The 17804-nt window shown below is 60.1% G+C and carries 17 protein-coding genes; 10 read left to right on the forward strand and 7 right to left on the reverse strand.

The window, feature by feature from the left end; genetic code table 11:
* The 4 genes from ABK249_RS29345 to ABK249_RS29360 form a co-directional block, all read left to right on the forward strand.
* The coding region (locus ABK249_RS29345) for an RHS repeat-associated core domain-containing protein (protein WP_348864687.1) at positions 1-316 on the forward strand (316 nt) is incomplete at its 5' end.
* Complete coding sequence (locus tag ABK249_RS29350; RefSeq protein WP_280107545.1) at positions 313-1263, forward strand: transglutaminase family protein; 951 nt, start codon at positions 313-315, stop codon at positions 1261-1263. The genes ABK249_RS29345 and ABK249_RS29350, both read left to right, overlap by 4 nt.
* Before the next feature lie 27 nt (positions 1264-1290).
* Positions 1291-2088, forward strand: coding sequence for an RHS repeat protein (locus tag ABK249_RS29355; protein ID WP_227705543.1), 798 nt, complete (start codon positions 1291-1293; stop codon positions 2086-2088).
* On the forward strand, positions 2085-2591 hold the full coding sequence (locus ABK249_RS29360; RefSeq protein ID WP_227705544.1) for a hypothetical protein: 507 nt from the start codon (positions 2085-2087) through the stop codon (positions 2589-2591). Before ABK249_RS29355 ends, ABK249_RS29360 begins: the two co-directional genes overlap by 4 nt.
* Positions 2592-2977: 386 nt before the next feature.
* Here the strand turns inward: ABK249_RS29360 and ABK249_RS29365 are convergent, their stop codons facing one another.
* Both ABK249_RS29365 and ABK249_RS29370 read right to left on the reverse strand, forming a co-directional pair.
* Positions 2978-3364: a YybH family protein gene (locus ABK249_RS29365; protein WP_348864688.1), complete on the reverse strand. Its 387-nt coding sequence runs from the start codon at positions 3362-3364 to the stop codon at positions 2978-2980.
* A 13-nt stretch (positions 3365-3377) separates the two neighbouring features.
* A complete protein-coding gene (locus tag ABK249_RS29370) occupies positions 3378-4070 on the reverse strand; it encodes a GntR family transcriptional regulator (protein ID WP_227705546.1) in 693 nt (230 codons plus the stop codon).
* Between the two features lie 252 nt (positions 4071-4322).
* Between ABK249_RS29370 and ABK249_RS29375 the strand changes: the two genes are divergently transcribed.
* The 6 genes from ABK249_RS29375 (at position 4323) to ABK249_RS29400 (ending at position 11720) form a co-directional block, all read left to right on the forward strand.
* The gene (locus ABK249_RS29375) at positions 4323-6155 is read left to right on the forward strand and encodes a gamma-glutamyltransferase family protein (RefSeq protein ID WP_227705547.1); all 1833 of its coding nucleotides are present in this window, start codon (positions 4323-4325) and stop codon (positions 6153-6155) included.
* 37 nt (positions 6156-6192) lie between these two features.
* The gene (locus tag ABK249_RS29380) at positions 6193-7710 is read left to right on the forward strand and encodes an ABC transporter substrate-binding protein (protein ID WP_227705548.1); all 1518 of its coding nucleotides are present in this window, start codon (positions 6193-6195) and stop codon (positions 7708-7710) included.
* Between the two features lie 25 nt (positions 7711-7735).
* Positions 7736-8776: an ABC transporter ATP-binding protein gene (locus tag ABK249_RS29385; RefSeq protein ID WP_081952687.1), complete on the forward strand. Its 1041-nt coding sequence runs from the start codon at positions 7736-7738 to the stop codon at positions 8774-8776.
* Positions 8773-9879, forward strand: a complete 1107-nt coding sequence (locus ABK249_RS29390) for an ABC transporter ATP-binding protein (RefSeq protein WP_227705549.1) — start codon at positions 8773-8775, stop codon at positions 9877-9879. The genes ABK249_RS29385 and ABK249_RS29390 overlap by 4 nt, the downstream gene beginning before the upstream one ends.
* Before the next feature lie 3 nt (positions 9880-9882).
* Entirely contained in the window at positions 9883-10824 is a 942-nt protein-coding gene (locus ABK249_RS29395) for an ABC transporter permease (RefSeq protein WP_037146321.1), read from the forward strand.
* Between the two features lie 77 nt (positions 10825-10901).
* Entirely contained in the window at positions 10902-11720 is an 819-nt protein-coding gene (locus ABK249_RS29400; protein WP_037146433.1) for an ABC transporter permease, read from the forward strand.
* Positions 11721-11823: 103 nt separating this feature from the next.
* On the opposite strand, the gene ABK249_RS29405 is transcribed toward ABK249_RS29400, so the two are convergent.
* Genes ABK249_RS29405 through ABK249_RS29425 form a run of 5 tightly spaced genes read right to left on the reverse strand, consistent with a single transcriptional unit; the run spans position 11824 to position 17749 of the window.
* Complete coding sequence (locus ABK249_RS29405; protein WP_348864689.1) at positions 11824-13611, reverse strand: gamma-glutamyltransferase family protein; 1788 nt, start codon at positions 13609-13611, stop codon at positions 11824-11826.
* A 10-nt stretch (positions 13612-13621) separates the two neighbouring features.
* Entirely contained in the window at positions 13622-14404 is a 783-nt protein-coding gene (locus ABK249_RS29410; protein WP_210054771.1) for an ABC transporter permease, read from the reverse strand.
* Positions 14405-14407: 3 nt separating this feature from the next.
* Entirely contained in the window at positions 14408-15271 is an 864-nt protein-coding gene (locus ABK249_RS29415; RefSeq protein WP_227705551.1) for an ABC transporter permease, read from the reverse strand.
* Positions 15268-16353, reverse strand: coding sequence for an ABC transporter ATP-binding protein (locus ABK249_RS29420; RefSeq protein WP_227705552.1), 1086 nt, complete (start codon positions 16351-16353; stop codon positions 15268-15270). Before ABK249_RS29420 ends, ABK249_RS29415 begins: the two co-directional genes overlap by 4 nt.
* Positions 16340-17749 carry a BPL-N domain-containing protein gene (locus ABK249_RS29425; protein WP_227705553.1) on the reverse strand — a complete coding sequence of 470 codons (1410 nt, stop codon included), beginning with the start codon at positions 17747-17749 and terminating at the stop codon, positions 16340-16342. Before ABK249_RS29425 ends, ABK249_RS29420 begins: the two co-directional genes overlap by 14 nt.
* Positions 17750-17804: the final 55 nt, after the last annotated feature.

Here is a 17804-nt window from a genome sequence, read left to right on the forward strand (position 1 = left end):
CTATGGCCAGCCGACCAACACGGCGATGCAGACCAGGAAGGGCTATATCGGCGAACGCTTCGATGCCGAAACCGGCCTCATGTACCTCAACGCACGATACTACGATCCAGCATTCGGCAGGTTTATCCCGAAGGATGACGGCGCGCGCCCTGATGCAAAACAGACGGGCGGTCAACCAGTCATCGAGCCGCGGAACACGTCGATCCTCATGAGGGCGGCAGCAAGCGCAATGGCCGCAATGACCAATGCTGACTCCAAGTCGATAGACGCCGGCTCTTCCGCAACGGCAGCAAGCCGTCGAGCCGGTGGCAAATGATGAGGAGCTTTTCCATTGCCATTGCGGTGGTGCTGGCACCTTTGGCGGCCGCGCTTGCCCAGTCGCCAAGACCCGATCCCGTCCCGGTGCAGCGACAGGTCGAAGCCTTGTTTGAACCCTCTCGGGACCTTCTCGATGTCAAGCTGACCGTCGATGCCATGGTCGACCCGTCTGTGAACACGGCCGCCGTCAAATCTATGGTCGACCGGATGGCGGCCGAGATCGCCGAGATGGCGGGCAAGGATGTGGATAGCACCGCCAAGCTCACCGCCCTGAAACGATATCTGTATGAGAGCGGTTCCTGGAACGGCAAAAAACCGTTCCGGTACGATCTCGACGATCCGCTCGGCGAGAAGCCTGCAAACCGGCTGCTGCAACGCTATCTGACCACCCGGCGCGGCAATTGCATCACCATGCCGCTCCTGTTCCTGGCGCTCGGCCAGCGCCTCGGCCTGACGATGGCGCTGGCTGAGGCACCGCTGCATGTCTTCGTCAAATATACCGACGATGACGGCAAGGTCTGGAACCTGGAAACCACCAGTGGTGGCGGTTTTACCCGAGATGGCTGGTATCGGCAGAAACTGCCGATGTCCGACCGAGCCGTTGCAAATGGCGTCTATCTCCGTGCTCTCACCCACGACGAAGCAACGGCGCTGATCGCCGCCTTTCTCATCGAAGATCACATCGCCAAAGGTGAGTTCGAAAGTGCGATCGCCGTCTCAGACGTGCTGCTGCTGCATTATCCGAACTTCGCCTATGGGCTGGTCAAGAAGGGCAGCGCCTACAACGGCCTTTTGCGGCGGGAATTGGCGGGGAAGTACACAAGGTTGGAAGACATTCCGGCCGATCTGAAGACCAGGGCCGATCAGTGGTATGGGCGGAATATGGAAGCATTTGCGAAAGCGGAAGCCTTGGGGTGGCGGCAGCAAGACGGCCAGGTTCAATGACGAACGAACGTAATCGGGGGCTTGTTCATGAAATTCTTTTCCGGTGGGCTCTTGGCCCGGTTTTTAAGTCTGTTGCTTGTATGCAGCATGGTGTCCGTCTCGTTCGGATCGGCCGCGAACGCGCGGTTTATCTCGCCCGATACCATGGACCCGGCGGCGCCGGGCGTCGGCACCAATCGATATTCGTATTCGCTGAATGACCCAATCAACAAAAGCGATCCGAACGGTCACATCGTTTTGCTAGACGATATCGCAATCGGTCTAGGTATCGCCTGTGCATCGGGAGGTTGCCAAGCCCTGGTGGGTGTCGCGGTCGGACTAGGTATATGGGGAGGTATCGACCTCGCCGATGACGGCAAGGTCAATTTTTCGCCGTTGGCTGGCACCGCATCCAATATGGCTGGCAAAGACGGCATTTATACCGGCCCCGGATCGCTGAATGACTGGGGTGATAAAGGAGCGCATTGGAAAGGGGTTGATTCCAAGGGTCGCCAGCATGAGGTTGGGATACGCCCAGGCGCAAAGGGAGATTTCGAGTTTGAACCAGTAGGAGGCGCTGTTCCAGGTAAGGCGTTTGATGAAGCCATAGGCTCACTCCAGCCTACCTTAGGTTCAACAAAAGGCTTGGAAAAGCTTCATGATCAAGTGAACGCGGCACAAGATCACCTGAAGGGCAGCAAAGGATATGCAGATAGAAAAAGGGAACTGCAGGAATTGTCCGATGTGATTGAGAGCAAGCTCTCCCAAAACAGCACTGATAAAAAAAGTGACAGTGATTCCTCTGACGACAAAAACAGTCAGGATGATAAGGGTCCTCGTAAATGAGAACTATCGATATTGGAAAACTACTGAAAAATAGAAACGATTGCCCCATTAGGCCTGACATGTCCCTGTCAATATTGGGTAAGGAGCTCGGCCCGCCGGAATGGTGGGACTTTGGTGGTTCCGACCCTTTTAGTGCCTTGTTGGGATATGGTGACTTTCAAATAGCTATTTGGGCAGTGGAAAATCGAGTCGAAGTGCGCCGAATTGGTTTGCAATTGTGGGAAGCCTCTGGAGGAGAACCCGCTCCAAAACATCATAAAATTGAAATCGCAAAGAGAACAGAAGTTGATCTATCCGGTTATCTCCCTGGAGCCGATCTTGATTTGGTGAAGGAAAAGTTGGAGCGAGAGGGCATCGCCTTTTCAGAAGCGCGCTGTGATGACGTAACCGAAGTCAAATCAGTGCTTACGCTGAATGACCGCACTCAACTCCTTTTTTTCTCAATGGCGGACCGGATTGCGCTAGCTGAGATTCAATTTTTTTCGAAACTTCAGGGAGCATAAGTTCCGGCATTGGGTAGCAAAATCTGGCCTGCTGTCGTTTCGAGCGGCAGGCGGAAAGTTTTGCATAATGGTGGGAGGCTGGTTGACCATGAACCGTTCGATCGCGTCACGGAACTGGCGAGCGAGAGTTTCAATCTGCTCCAATAGTCAGATCCTATCTCACATGCGGAGATTATCCATATATTCAGCGGTTTGATGTCAATCACATTGTGGGTCACAGGTTCGAATCCTTTCAAGACCTTACTATGTTCTGGCAACAGCGATGTTGTGCAAAGCCATTGAGCGAACTCGTCTCTACGTTTCTGGCAGACAATCCAGGACCAGAAGCGGCAATAAAAGTAGAACATCTTGGTTTGGCGCATTGCTATTCATCTGGAAGGCGCACCCTACCGTTCAGTGTTTGAGACGTGGTTAAGTGCGATAATCCATTTGCCGTCGCGCTTGCGCATTAGGCGGGTGTTCACGCCGGACTGGTTTCCGACGGCGCGTACCAGCTTGTAATCGCTGATCAGTTGCGCTGCATCCGGTGCCAGCATTTCGATCCGGATATTGGAGAAGGCAAGCTCGCCCTGTGAGCCGGGGGACCCGCCATAATCGTCGATATAGTGGTCCAGCGTTGCCTGCCAGTCCTTCTGGATCTTGCCTCGCGAGACGAAGATCACGTCAGGATTTGCGAACCCAGCCATGTATCCGTGGAAATCCCCGCGGTTCCAGGCGGCCTGCATCTCTGCGATGACATTGCGAATGGCGTCTTTTTCGATCGTATCGGACATCGATATGCTTTCTTCAAAGGTGACTTTTGGCGGCGGCTTCGTCTTCCTGTCGCTGGCGCTTGAGAAGGACTTCCTGGGCCGCGGAAACGAGGTGGCGGCGCAACGCGTTTTCTGCGGCTTTCGGGTCCTGATCGAGAATGGCGTCAACGATCTGCTGATGCTCGCGGCAGGAACGCTTCAGGCGACCTTTGTCCTTCAGCTGATATTTGCGGAAAGGTGCAAGCTTCAGCCTCAGGGTCTGCGCGGCCGAGATGAGATCGCTGTTGTGGCTGCCCTGGAAGAGCAGGCTGTGAAACCGTGTGTTGATCTCGTTATAGGCTTCGTGATCGCCCTCGTCGGCCAACGCATTCATGTCCCGATGCATGCTTTCGAGCTCCGCTCGCTCGCTCATCGTCATCCGGTGTGAGGAAAGCCGGCCACAAGTTGCCTCAAGTTCCGCCATCGCTTCGAACATCTCGTCGATACGCTGCGCCGAAATCTGGATGACGACGACGCCCTTGTAAGGCTCACGTTCGGCAAGACCGCGGCCGCAAAGAATGTGCAATGCCTCGCGAACCGGCGTCCGCGAAACGCCGAACTGCGCCGCGATCGATGTTTCATCGAGACGTGAACCCGCCGGGATGTCGCCATTGATCACAGCTTCCTCCAACTGTTCTGCAACGAAATCACTTCGACTTTTCTTGGCGTTAGCCGGAGTTTCCAGCATCAGGCATCCCCCTTTGCCCATTTCGGGCTGTCTGCTTGTATCGTTTTGATCGCCCAATCGGCAAGATATTACACAATCCCCTTGCAATGTCGGGAACAAATATACAGTATGTCCACAGAGAGGGGCTGTCGCATGCGATGCGGCACTTAACATTTAGATTTGTATATAATCTAGCACCAACATGCGGTCCCGCCGGTAACCTCTGCGAAGAGGCTGAAAGATGGGACGCACGCGGCTGGCCGGGGAATTGCCATGACCTTCACAACACGACCGGAACTCAGGGGCACGTTCGGAGCAGTGTCATCGACCCACTGGCTCGCCTCAACAGTCGGCATGTCCATGCTGGAAAAAGGCCATACGGCCTTTGACGCCGCGGTTGCGACCGGCTTTGTCCTTCAGGTTGTCGAACCCCATCTCAACGGCCCTGCGGGCGAAGTGCCGATCATTGTCACACCTGCCGGCGCAACGGCCCCGACTGTGATTTCCGGTCAGGGGCCTTCCCCGTCCAAGGCCACGATGAAGTACTTCAAGGAACTTGGCCTCGATATTATTCCGGGAACCGGGCTGCTTGCGGCCTGCGTACCGGGCGCATTCGGCGCATGGCTGACCCTGTTGCGCGACTACGGCACGGCTGAACTGGAAGACGTCCTGGCCCCGGCGATCTATTATGCACGGACCGGCCATCCGCTGGTGCCGCGTATTGCCAACACGATCGCCTCCATGCGCCAGCTGTTCGAAACGCATTGGCCGAGCTCGGCGGAAGTTTACCTGCCTGGCGGTGTGGCGCCGCAATCCGGCAAGCTTTTCCGCAATCCACTGATTGCAGACCTCTACCAGAAGATCATCGACCAGACGAAATCGGCCAAGACTCGCGAAGCGCGGATCGATGCTGCGCTTGATTTCTGGTATCGCGGCCCGGTCGCCGAACGGATTGAGGAATTCTGCGCAACGGAAGAAGTCTGGGATGTGTCCGGCCGTCGCCACAAGGGTCTGATCACAGCCCAGGACATGGCCGATTACAAGCCGCTGATCGAAAAGCCGGTTTCCACCACCTATGGCGATTGCGAGGTCTTCAAGTGCGGGCCGTGGTCGCAGGGCCCGGTTCTTCTGCAGATGCTGAACATCCTCAAGGGCACGGATATCGCCGATCTCGACCCGATGAGTGCCGATTTCGTGCATCTCGTCGTCGAGACCACCAAGCTTGCGATGGCTGACCGCGATTCCTGGTATGGCGACAGTACCGACGTGCCGATGGGGGCGCTCTTGTCTTCCGACTATGCCGATACCCGCCGGGCTCTGATCACCAACACGGCCTCGATGGAAGTGCGCCCCGGTACGCCGGACGGCCGCAATCCCAATATGCCGCCGCTGCGCACAGTCGGCACGATTCATCAACCCGGCCTTGGCGGCGGAGAGCCGACAGTCGCCCGTGAACCCAAGCTGCCGAACGACAGGTATGGCGAACCGGCGCTCACATTAGAGGGCGCACAGCGCGGCGATACGGTGCAGGTCAGCGCCGTCGACCGCTGGGGGAATATGGTTTCAGCAACGCCTTCCGGTGGATGGTTCCAGTCGAGCCCGGTCATCCCGGGCCTCGGCTTCAGCCTCACCACCCGCGGCCAGATGTTCTGGCTCGAAGAAGGTCTAAATTCGTCACTCATGCCGTCGAAGCGTCCGCGCACAACGCTAACCCCGTCCACCGTCTTCCGCGATGGCCAGCCCTACATGGCCTTCGGTACGCCGGGCGGCGACCAGCAGGACCAGTGGCAGCTCATTATGCTGATGTACCATATCCATCACGGCATGAACCTGCAGGAGGCGATCGACGCGCCGTCCTTCCACACCGACCACCTGCCATCTTCGTTCTGGCCGCGTGAGATCAGCCATGGCGCGGTCACGCTGGAATCCCGCTTCCTGGAGGCAGTGCGCGAAGATCTCGCGGCCCGTGGTCACAGGATTACCGTTGCCGATGCCTGGTCCGAGGGCCGTCTTGCAGCCGTCGCACGGGAAATGGATGGCGACGTTCAGCTGATCAAGGCTGGTTCCAACCCGCGCGGCGTCCAGGGTTACGCGGTCGCACGCTAGGCCGAAACAAAGAGTTCTAAACAAGAGAGGGAATTCGATGAAACCACTTTACCTCGCACTGGTAGCCGGCCTGGCGCTTGGCGGCCTGGCCTCCGCCACGGCACCTGCCGCTGCCCAATCCGTTCTGAAGATCGGCCTGCAGGACGATCCGGATACGCTGGATCCATCGACCAACTGGAGCTTCGTCGGTCGCCACGTTCTTCAGTCGCTTTGCGATAAGATCGTCGATATCGACGAAAACGGCAAGATCATCCCGATGCTTGCCGTAAGCTGGGAATGGAGCGCCGACAGCAAGACGCTGACCCTGAAGCTTCGTGACGACGCCGTTTTCCATGACGGCACCAAGGTCGATGCCGCTGCGATCAAGTACAATCTCGAGCGGGCCCTCAACGCAAAATTCTCTCGCCGCAAGCCGGAAATCAGCGCGATCAACACGGTTGACGTCGTAGACCCGACCACGGTTCAGATCAATCTGAAGTCGCCGTCCGTTCCGCTGCTCGCGGCCCTCAGCGACCGCGCCGGCATGATCATCAGCCCGACGGCAGGTGAAAAGCTCGGCGAGAAGTTCACCGATGCTCCGGTCTGCTCCGGCCCGTACAAGTTCGTCGAGCGCGTCGTTCAGGACCGCATCGTCCTTGAAAAGTTCCCGCAATATTATGACGCCAAGAAGTACAGCTTCGACCGCCTGATCTATCGCGGCATGCCGGATTCCAACGTCCGTCTGCTGAACCTGCGTTCCGGCCAGCTTGACCTGATCGAGCGTCTCGCGGCAACGGACGTCGAAGCCGTCAAGAAGGACAAGGCGCTGGCCGTCGATCCGGTCGTCGGCCTCGGCTACTATGGCATCACCTTCAGCATCGGCGGCGAAGGCGCAAACCTCGACGCCGGCAAGAAGGCCGCAATCCGCGAAGCCTTCAGCCTCGCAATCGACCGCGAAGCGATCAGCAATGTCGTCTTCGACGCCCAGGCATCGATCGGCAACCAGCCGTTCCCCCCGTCGAGTCCCTTCTACGACAAGAAGTTCCCGGTTCCGGCCCGTGACATCGAAGCCGCCAAGAGGAAGATGGCGGAAGCCGGCGTGAAGTCCGTCGATCTCGAACTCCTCGTGCCGACCGACGCCGAGCGCCAGCAGGTCGCGACTCTGATCCAGGCCATGGTCCAGGAAATCGGCATCAATGTTTCGATCAAGCCGACCGAGCTGATGACGCTGCTCGACATCGCCCGCCAGGGCAAGTTTCAGTCCCACCTCGTCGGCTGGAGCGGTCGTGTCGACCCTGACCTGAACATCACTCCGATGCTCTCCTGCGGTGCGCCGACCAACGATGCGCATTACTGCAACAAGGAACTCGACGCGACGCTCGAAAAGGCTCGTTCGATCGGCGACGTGGAAGCTCGCAAGGCCGAATACAGCAAGGCCGTCGCAATCCTCCAAAAGGACCTGCCGATCGTCTACCTGTACCACTCGCAGTGGATCTTCGCCCACAACTCCAACATCGTTGGCATGAAGCCCGCTCCGGATGGCATCATCCGTCTGGCTGGCGTCAGCCGTAAATAATACCCAAGCTGACACAAAAGCTTCGATGAGCACGTCTCAACATACACTTGAAAACCAGTCAGCCCGATCTGTTCGGGCTGACGACGCACGTGCGTCGGTGCTGGACGTCAATAACCTGCGCGTCGTCTTTGAGGGCGATATGCGTACGGTCACCGCCGTGGACGGAGTCAGCTTTTCGGTCGGGAAGGGCCGCACCCTCGCGATCGTCGGTGAGTCGGGTAGCGGTAAGAGCGTTACCTCGCTTGCCATCATGCGGCTTCTGCCCGAACACAGTGCCCGCATTTCCGGCAGCGTCAATTTCGACGGACGGCAATTGCTCGAGGAAACGAAGAGCGGCATGCGCAGCCTTCGCGGCAACCGGCTGGCGATGATCTTCCAGGAGCCGATGACCTCGCTCAATCCGTCCTATACGGTTGGTGAACAGATCAACGAAGTCATTCTGCGGCACCGGCAGATGTCGAAGAAGGAAGCGACCGAACGCGCCATCGCCATGCTGAAGTTGGTGCGCATCCCCTCGCCCGAGACCCGTTACCACCAATATCCGCACAATCTTTCCGGCGGCATGCGCCAGCGCGTGATGATCGCCATGGCGCTTGCCTGCGATCCGGAACTGCTGATCGCCGACGAACCGACCACCGCGCTGGATGTGACGATCCAGGCGCAGGTGCTGGAACTGATGCGCGAACTGCAGCAGGAGACCGGCACGGCCATCATCCTCATCACCCACGATCTCGGCGTGGTCGCAGAATCCTGCGACGACGTGATCGTCATGTATGCGGGCCAAGTGGTTGAACAGTGTTCCGTCGAGGAACTGTTTACCTTCCCGCAGCACCCTTACACAGTCGGTCTGCTCGGCTCGCTGCCGCGTCTCGATGAGAAGCGCGAACAACTCGTCGCCATAACCGGCACGGTGCCGGACATGGCCAATCCGCCGTCAGGCTGTCGCTTCCAGTCGCGCTGTCCGTTCCGCATCGAAAAATGCGCTGAAATGCCCGAACTGATCGAAGTCTCCGCCGGTCATTTCAGCCGCTGCTGGCGTGCGCCCATGCAGGACCTCGTCCCATGACCCAGACTACCACAACTCCCATTATCGAAGCCCGCGGGCTCGGCCGGAAATTCGTGGTCAAGCGCACCGTGTTCGGCCGCCCGCTGGCATCAGTCGGCGCCGTCGAAGATGTCACCCTGAGGCTGATGCCGGGCGAAACGCTCGCGATCGTCGGCGAATCCGGCTGCGGCAAGTCCACGCTCGGCCGCCTGCTGATGCGGCTGATTAGACCGAGCGCCGGTGAAGTTTTCATCGATGGCCAGAATGTCACCAATCTCAGCCATGCGGCGATGCGTAAACAGCGGCGGCATGTCCAGCTGATCTTCCAGGACCCCTATGCGTCGCTCAATCCGCGCATGACGATCGCTCAAACGATCGCCGAACCGCTGATGCTGCACAATATCGTTCCAGCGGGCCAACGCGCCTGGCGCGTCGCCGAACTCCTCGAAATGGTCGGCCTTCGCCCGGAACAGGCAAGCCGTTATCCGCACGAATTCTCCGGTGGCCAGCGCCAGCGTGTGGTCATTGCACGAGCGCTTGCTTCCGAGCCGAAGGCGATCATCTGCGACGAAGCGGTTTCCGCTCTCGACGTCTCGATCCAGGCGCAGGTGCTCAACCTCCTGAAGGACCTGCAGAAGCGCCTCGGCCTCGCCTTCGTCTTCATCTCGCACGATCTGGGCGTCGTGAAGCACATCGCCGACCGTGTCGCCGTCATGTATCTCGGCAATGTCGTCGAGATGGGCACCGCCGACGAAATCTTCGCGGTGCCCCGCCATCCCTATACGCGGGCTCTGCTGTCGGCCATTCCAGTCGCCGCTCCGCCGAGTCACCAGCGCGCAAAGGCCGCCCGCCTGTGTGGCGACTTACCGAGCCCGCTTTCGCCGCCGGAAGGTTGCCGCCTGCATACTCGCTGTCCGTACGTGCGGCCGGAATGCAAGACCGTCAGCATGAAGCTCGACGTGGAGCCGAACGGCCATGCGAATGCCTGCGCCTTCTGGCGCGAACTACCGGCGCAGGATGCCGCTGAAGTCGCCCGCGAGCCGCGCAATCCTAAGCTCGAAGAACTGTTCGCGGCGTTTGAAGCCATGGCCAAGCGGCCGGCCCAGACCGTGACAGGAGGCTAAACCATGTCATCGCTTCTCGCACGCCGCCTTCTGCAGCTTATCCCGACCGTCGTTTTGCTGTCGCTGATCATCTTTTCGCTGCAGCATCTTCTGCCGGGCGACCCGGCGCTGGTGCTGGCCGGCGAGAATCCGGATGAGGCAACGCTTGCCGCCATCCGCGCCCAGTACCATCTCGATCAGCCGTTGATCGTTCAATATCTCTACTGGGTAAAGGGCGTATTCGTCGGCGATCTTGGCGAATCCATGCGCCACAACCGTCCGGTCCTCGAACTGATCCTGCTGAAGCTGCCGGTTACCCTGCAGCTTGCCGTCATGGGCATCATCGTGGCGCTCGTACTCGGCATTGCCGGCGGCGTCATTTCGGCGCTTCGCCAGAACACGCCGGTCGACTATGCGACCAACGTCGTGTCGCTCGCCGGTATTTCGCTGCCAAACTTCTGGCTCGGCATCATGCTCATCATGTTCTTCTCGGTAAACCTCGGCTGGCTGCCGGCGTCGGGCTTCGTCAGCCCCTGGGAAGATCTGAAAATGAACCTGTCGACAACGATCATGCCGGCCTTCGTGCTGGGCACCGGTATCGCTGGCGTCATCATGCGCCACACCCGTGGTGCCATGCTGCAGGCGCTGGAAAGCGATTACGTCCGCACCGCCCGCGCTAAGGGCCTCAGCGAATGGGTCGTCGTGTTCAAACATGCGATGCGCAATGCGCTGACGCCGATCATCACGCTCGGCGCGCTGGAATTCGGCGCGCTGCTCTCCGGTGCGGTGCTGACCGAACAGATTTTTACGATCCCCGGCTTCGGCAAGCTGATCGTCGATGCGGTCTTCACCCGCGACTATCCCGTGGTGCAGGGCGTCGTGCTCGTGACTTCGCTGTTCTACATCATCCTCAACCTTCTGGCTGATATCGGATACATCCTCGTCAACCCAAGACTGAGAAGCTGACCGTGCTGACGATCTCGGAAACCAAATCTGTTGCCACTCCCAGGGGAAACCCCGTCACGCACTTCTTCCGCGGCCGCCTGTGGCGGCGGCTGTCGAAACGAAAGAGCGCGCTTCTTGGCCTCGCGGTCGTGCTGCTCATGGTGTTCGTCGCCGTCTTCGCGCCGTTGCTGGCCCCATACGATCCGGCTGCCCAGAGCTGGACACTGGTCCGCAAAGCCCCGTCCATGGCGCATTGGTTCGGCACGGACGAAGCCGGCCGCGACATGCTTTCGCGCATCATCTGGGGCGCGCGCGCCTCGCTGATGGCCGGCCTTACCTCGGTTGCGATCGCGATGGCAATCGGCGTTCCGCTCGGCCTTGCCGCCGGTTTCCTCGGCGGCATCATTGACGGTTTCATCAGCCGTTTTACCGACGCCATGCTCGCCTGCCCGTTCCTGATCCTGGCGATCGCCTTCGCGGCCTTCCTCGGCCCGAGCCTGACGAATGCCATGCTTGCAATCGGCATCACCGCCACGCCGCTCTTCATCCGCCTGACCCGCGGTCAGGTTCTGTCGATCAAGGCGGAGGAATATATCGAGGCTGCGAGCGCCGTGGGCAATCCGCAATGGCGCATTGCAGTGCGCCACATCCTGCCGAACATCCTGCCGCAGTTGATGGTGCAGGCGACACTGACGATCGCATCCGCGATCATCGCAGAAGCCAGTATGTCCTTCCTAGGCCTCGGCCTCCAGCCGCCGGCCCCGTCCTGGGGTTCGATGCTGAACTCGGCGCAACGCTTCCTCAGCAATGCGCCCTGGATGGCGCTCTGGCCCGGCATGGCGATTTTCATGACCGTGCTGTCGTTCAACCTTCTGGGCGACGGTCTGCGCGACGCGTTGGACCCGCGGTCTCGATAGAGGACTCAACATTTTCATTCCAGAAACATCGATGTCTATCCGCTGAAGGGTCGCATGGACAAGCAGGATATGGAATGGGGACGGTGCCCGATAGGACGATCGGTCAGCGTACGATCGCGTAGCTCTGGGCGTGGCGAGGCGTCGCCGCGCCGTAGAGCAGACCGTTTCGTCTTTCGACGGCACAGACGCGGCCGAGAGCCCAGCTCTCTTGGACGGAGAGCTTGTGGCCTCGCTCGCGCAGCGTATCAAGAACAGACGCGTCATACCGGTCTTCGATGAGAAGACGGCCGAGTTCGTATTCGCGTGGATAGAAGGATCCCGGCCAGTGCTTGCTGTGGAACATGGGAGCGTCGATCGCGCGTTGCAGGCCGTGTCCGTGCAGGACATGCCGCAGGAATACCGTCAACGGCCATTGATCCTGCTGGTCGCCGCCCGGTGTCCCGATCGCAAGGAAACCTTCTCCGTCTCTGGTCACCAATGTGGGGGTGAGGGTGGTGCGGGGGCGGGTTCCGGGCCGCAGCGTCGAAGGTAGGCCGTCATCCAGCCAGAACATCTGGGCTCGGGTGGAGATCGGAAAGCCAAGCCCTGGCACGACGGGCGAGCTCTGCAGCCAGCCGCCGCTCGGTGTCGCCGAGACCATGTTGCCGAAACGGTCGACGATATCGAGATGGACGGTGTCGCCCTCGATCTCGGGCACAGCGGCGAACGTGACCTCGCCGCCGCCCGGCCCCTGCGGAACCTCGCTGCCGGCGCGGGCTGCGATCCGCTCCAGCCTTTCCGCCGCCCCGGAAAGATGGCTGGCGGCCAGCCGCTGCGAAGCCTCGGAACCAACCAGTTTGGCCCGCTCCCGGGCGTAGTCGTCGGAAAGCAGGGTTTGAACCGGAATGTCTGAACTGTTCGGATCGCCGTAAAACGCCTCGCGATCGGCAAAGCAGAGTTTGGCGCTTTCGACGACCGTGTGGATGAAGTCGGCGCCGTATGGGTCGAGACTGCCGATGTCGAGCTGCGACAGCAGTGCTAGCTGCTGCAAGAAGACCGGTCCTTGTCCCCACGGGCCGGTCTTATGGACCGTCAACCCATGAAAATCGCGGGACACGGTCCTTTCCTTCGTCGCCGACCAGCGGGCAAGGTCATCGCCGCGAAGCAGACCACCATTGCGGCGGCCCGTCGTGTCGAACAGTTCCGCCGACCGGTAGAAGCGGTCGATAGCTTCCGCGACGAAGCCGCGATAAAAAGCCGTTCTCGCGGCTTCGATTTGGTCAATACGATCACCGCCCGTTGCCCTTGCCTCGTCGAGAATGCGCCGGTATGTCGCGGCGATGGCCGGTGTGCGCATCAGGGCGGCGGGTTTCGGTACTCGGTCATGCGGCAGCCAGACCTCGGCCGAGGTCGGCCATTCGTTGCGGAACAGATCCTCGACCGGAATGATCGACGCGATCGCCCGCGGCAGCAGCGGGAAGCCGTTTTCCGCGTAATCGATGGCATAGGAGAAGATATCTTCGAGCGGCAGAGTGCCGTAATCGCGCAGCAATAGCATCCAGGCATCGAAGGCGCCGGGAACGACGGCCGGCAGAAGTCCCGTGCCGGGCACCATGTCGAGGCCGAGCGAGCGGAAAGCCTCCAGGCTGGCCAGAGCTGGAGACACGCCCTGACCGCAGATGACGACCGGTTCGTCCTCGCCCGCGCTCTTGAGGATGATCGGGACTTCACCGCCGGGCCCGTTCAGATGCGGTTCGACGATCTGAAGGGTAAAGCCGCAGGCGGCAGCCGCGTCGAACGCATTGCCGCCGCGCTCCAGCACCGACATGCCGACGGACGTACCCAGCCAATGGGTGGAACTGACCGCGCCAAAAGTGCCGCTGAGTTCGGGGCGTGTGATAAAGGGTGCCATATCCGACTGCCTATCTCTGGACGAGTTGCTTGGCGCCGACCAACCGTTCGGCCAGCACAAGCACGAAGAGGATGATGAGGACTTGCAATGCCGAGGCCGCGGCGACGACGAGTTGGTTGCCCTGGAATTGCAGGTAGCTGAATATTTCGATCGGCAGTGTCACGATGCCCGGCCCCGTCAGGAACAGCGCGGTGTTCAGTTCCCCGAAGGAGACGACGAAGGCGAACAGCCAGCCAGAGAGAACTCCTGGCCAGATGATCGGTAGGGTGATCAGCATGAATGAACGCACCGGCCCGGCGCCCAGACTCTGGCCTGCTTCTTCCAGTGTTGTGTCGAAGCTTTGCAGCGAGGTCAGCACGGCTCGGAAGGCGTAAGGCAGGCAGACGACCACATGCGCGATGAAAAGGCCCGGCAACACGCTCATGTTGACCGTTTTGTAGAGCAGCAACAGCGCAAGCCCGAGGATAAGCGCCGGAAACACCAGCGGCGCCATGATGAGCATCTGCAGGAAGGTCGAAAGGCCGTTCCGGTTGCGAGAGACATAGATGGCGCCCAGAAGTCCGAGCAGGGCGGAAGCACAGGCCGAGGTGAGCGCCAGAACGATGCTGAGCATGAAGGCGTTGCGCATTTCGGCTATTCCGAAGAATTCGACGAACCAGCGCAGCGAGAAGCCGGGTGGCGGAAAGACAAGCGCATCGCCCGAGCTGAACGACACGATCAGCACGACAAGGATCGGCCCCATGATCAGGGTAAGCGCGATGCCGACGATAAGGCGGAGGAAGACGGCTCCCATGGTTCAGCCCTTCCCCTGTACGCGATTAGGTCGAACGACGAGCTGAATGATGACCGCAATAATCAGGGCGATGATCAGCAGCGCAAAAGAGAGAGCCGCAGCACGGGGCCACCGGAAGGTGGTGACGCTGTCGAATACCAAGCTTACCAGCAGCTTGTAGCGTGGCCCGCCGAGGAGCGCGATGGTCACGTAGGCGCTCAGCGTCAGGAAGGTGACAAGCATAAGGCCGGATGCGATGCCTGGGCTGGAAAGCGGCAGGGTAACGCGCAGGAAAGCACGCCACGGGCTGGCGCCGAGCGAATAGGCGGCTTCGGTATATCGCGTGTCTATGGTGGTCAGCGAGTTGGTGAGCGAGACGATCATGAAGGGCAGAAGGATCGTCAGCAGTCCGAGCGTTACCGCCTCGAAGGAATAGAGATATTGCACCGGCCGTTCGATGAGGCCAACGCCTGTCAGCGAGCTGCTGACCAAACCGCGCCGTCCCAGGATAGCGACCCAGCCATAGGCCCGGACCACGTTGCTGACCATCAGCGGTACCATCATCACCATCAGCATGATCATGCGCCCTCGGGCGGACAACCGGGCTGCATAGAAAGCGACGGGATAGCCGATCAGCAGGCAGAGGATGAGGACGATGGCCGTAGACAGCAATGTCCGCCGGATGATCAGCAGGTAGAAGGAGTCGGTGAAGATTTCGGCATAGTTGATCAGCGTCGGCTCGAGATCAAAGAGCGACGTTCCCGAATTCGTCATGAAGCTGACGAACAGCAGGTAGCAAAGCGGCACAACGAAAAACAGGCCGAGGATCACCAACGGTGGCAAGGCGACAGCGTAGAGCAGAGATGATGCGGGAAGGACCCTGTTCATGTCGGATCCTCCAGTGCGACGGCGCTTGCCGTTTCCCATGACAGCCCCACGGAGGTGCCGGTCTCTATATCGGCTGGCGTCGCGGCGGTGTTCTGCAGTACCGCGTTGAGGGCTATTCCTCCCATATCGAGGTAAAGGAAGGTCTGGGCGCCTCGATAGATGACGTCCTTCACCACCGCCCGAATGCCGCTTTGCGGATCGAGCACGATCTTCTCCGGCCGCAAGGCGAAGCGCAGCTTCCCCTTGCTGACGGGCGTGCCGGAAACCTGAACGAGATTACCGGCGACGTCCACGACAGCACGAACTCCTTCGCGGCCCCGCACATGTCCTTCGAGAATGTTGCTCGCGCCGAGAAAAGTCGCGACGAATTCGGTGCGCGGCCGATCGTAAATGTCTTTCGGTGTGCCGGCCTGCTGGATGCGGCCGTGGTTCATCACCGCCACCCGGTCGGACATGGTCAGCGCCTCTTCCTGATCGTGGGTGACGAAGACCGTGGTCATGCCGAGGCGGTGTTGCAACTGGCGGATTTCCACCTGCATCTGCTCGCGAAGCATCTTGTCCAGCGCGCTCAGGGGTTCATCGAGCAGCAGTACGTCCGGCTCGAACACGACGGCACGAGCAAGCGCGACGCGTTGTTGCTGGCCGCCGGAAAGCTGGCGCGGGTAGCGGTCCGCAAACTTTCCAAGTGCCACGAGGTCGAGAACGGCGGCAACCTTCTGGCGGATGACATCCTTTCCGATGCCGCGCATCTGCAGACCGAATGCCACGTTTTCGGTGACGCTCAGATGCGGAAAAAGCGCGAAATTCTGAAAGACCATGCCGAAGCTTCGCTTGTAGGCCGGTATGCCCGTCACATCCTTTCCGCGAATATATACCTGTCCCCTGGTCGGCTGCTCGAAACCGGCGATGAGGCGAAGGGTTGTTGTCTTGCCGCATCCGCTCGGCCCGAGCAGCGCAAACAGCGTCCCACGCTCGATCTCGAGGTCCAGGGAGTGCAGAGCGGTCGCGGTTTCAAACGACTTTTCGACCGAGACGAAGCGTACATCGGATGCGCCGGCCGAGGTGGTGCTATCGGTTTTCATGGGATGTCTCCAGGGCATTGTCGCACCGCATGATACGCAGTCCTGCGGCGCAGAGCCTGATCGGCATTTCGGTCAACACCAGGGTTTCGGTAGGCTTCGACGGGGCTTCGAGCGAGGGGAGGGATGCCTGCAGGACGCCGACAAGGCCATCGACCAGCCGGATGTCGACGAGGCCTGCGGCGCATTCAGTCCGGATGCCCGCCAGCACGTCTTGCCATTCCTGCTTCAGCCTTCCGAATTCGGCGGAGAGGAGGTGGTGCATTGCCTCGGTCTCGGAGCACGCCAGGGCCTCCAGCCTGACAAACGAGGCGATCATGGCCGCGTCCAATTCGTTGAGCAGCTGCAGGAGTTCGTGCGGCGAGACCTTCTCCATTTCAGAGATGGCGCCATCGCCTCGCCTTTCGAACAAACCGAGATAGACAAGCGCATTGTAGATCAGTCTGAAACCCGCGCAGTCTTCCTTCATGAAGAAGCGTAGCGTCTCGTCCATGACTTTGAAGCCGCGAATGGGAAGAAACCGCCGAACGTAGGCTTCAAGCACGATGCCCTTACGCAGGAACTCGCCCATTTCCGGGTGCGGCGAAAAGATGATCACCTTGCCGCGTCCGAGATTGGCGGAAAGAACGGCGGGCGTGTTTTTCATCTCGCGATCGAAGAGTGACGGTGCAAGCGGGTTGTCGATGAACAGCCGGCTTTCAGAAATGAAATTGCGGAAGTGCCCGAGCGAGACTGCAGCCCGAACCGAATTCGAATATACCGGTCCGTGATAGTATGGCAGTTCGATCGCCTCCGGCAGGCCGCGTCCAAGAACCGGGTCGCTGACCGAAATGCCCAGCACCGCTGCTCCGGTTGAAAGATATTCCTGCGTATAATTCGGGGTCGCGTCGATCGCGCGCAGCCAGCCCGGCCGCCCGTCCGAGGCATAGAAGCCGCCGCCACAGGAACCCATGAACGCGCCGCCCGCGGAGATGAAAGCGTGGATTGCCGCGTCGATGCCGGCGAGGTTTTCGGCGCGATCCAGGCCCCAGGTAGCGAAGCCGCCGGGCATGACGAGCAGATCGTAATCCGAAAGCGCCCCGGCCAAGATCTGCCGGCCGTCGATTGGCGAGAAGGTCAGCCCCAGGCTGAGCAGGGAATGGGCATAATAGGCCCAGTAGGGATAGCCGACGGCCTCGCCCGCGTAGATTGCGATGCGCGGAGGCGTACTTGTCTCAGGCAGACCTTCGGCAGCTTCGCCGGTCAGGCCAAGTCTCGCAGCGGCTTCAGCGAGTTGCCCGTCGACCACGAATCCTTCGGCACCGTCGGCCGCGGGGAATTGATATGCGCGGCATCGATTGAGGAACGTCAGAGGAATGCCGGTGAACGCTCCGCGGTCAGCCAGCTTGAAAATCGTCATGAGATTGGGATTCCTGCCATTTGGTGCGGCGGCCATAAGGCCGCCGTCCATTGTC

Origin of the sequence: Neorhizobium phenanthreniclasticum (assembly GCF_040066075.1) — a bacterium.
In the GTDB taxonomy this organism is placed as follows: domain Bacteria; phylum Pseudomonadota; class Alphaproteobacteria; order Rhizobiales; family Rhizobiaceae; genus Neorhizobium; species Neorhizobium petrolearium.

Excerpts from the sequence above, each read along its gene's own strand:
- ABK249_RS29375 (WP_227705547.1), top strand. The coding sequence starts at position 4,323 with ATGACCTTCACAACACGACCGGAACTCAGGGGCACGTTCGGAGCAGTG.
- ABK249_RS29390 (WP_227705549.1), top strand. The coding sequence starts at position 8,773 with ATGACCCAGACTACCACAACTCCCATTATCGAAGCCCGCGGGCTCGGC.
- ABK249_RS29410 (WP_210054771.1), bottom strand. The coding sequence starts at position 14,404 with ATGGGAGCCGTCTTCCTCCGCCTTATCGTCGGCATCGCGCTTACCCTG.
- ABK249_RS29415 (WP_227705551.1), bottom strand. The coding sequence starts at position 15,271 with ATGAACAGGGTCCTTCCCGCATCATCTCTGCTCTACGCTGTCGCCTTG.
- ABK249_RS29355 (WP_227705543.1), top strand. The coding sequence starts at position 1,291 with ATGAAATTCTTTTCCGGTGGGCTCTTGGCCCGGTTTTTAAGTCTGTTG.
- ABK249_RS29405 (WP_348864689.1), bottom strand. The coding sequence starts at position 13,611 with ATGGCACCCTTTATCACACGCCCCGAACTCAGCGGCACTTTTGGCGCG.
- ABK249_RS29360 (WP_227705544.1), top strand. The coding sequence starts at position 2,085 with ATGAGAACTATCGATATTGGAAAACTACTGAAAAATAGAAACGATTGC.
- ABK249_RS29425 (WP_227705553.1), bottom strand. The coding sequence starts at position 17,749 with ATGACGATTTTCAAGCTGGCTGACCGCGGAGCGTTCACCGGCATTCCT.
- ABK249_RS29420 (WP_227705552.1), bottom strand. The coding sequence starts at position 16,353 with ATGAAAACCGATAGCACCACCTCGGCCGGCGCATCCGATGTACGCTTC.
- ABK249_RS29380 (WP_227705548.1), top strand. The coding sequence starts at position 6,193 with ATGAAACCACTTTACCTCGCACTGGTAGCCGGCCTGGCGCTTGGCGGC.
- ABK249_RS29370 (WP_227705546.1), bottom strand. The coding sequence starts at position 4,070 with ATGCTGGAAACTCCGGCTAACGCCAAGAAAAGTCGAAGTGATTTCGTT.
- ABK249_RS29385 (WP_081952687.1), top strand. The coding sequence starts at position 7,736 with ATGAGCACGTCTCAACATACACTTGAAAACCAGTCAGCCCGATCTGTT.
- ABK249_RS29365 (WP_348864688.1), bottom strand. The coding sequence starts at position 3,364 with ATGTCCGATACGATCGAAAAAGACGCCATTCGCAATGTCATCGCAGAG.
- ABK249_RS29395 (WP_037146321.1), top strand. The coding sequence starts at position 9,883 with ATGTCATCGCTTCTCGCACGCCGCCTTCTGCAGCTTATCCCGACCGTC.
- ABK249_RS29350 (WP_280107545.1), top strand. The coding sequence starts at position 313 with ATGATGAGGAGCTTTTCCATTGCCATTGCGGTGGTGCTGGCACCTTTG.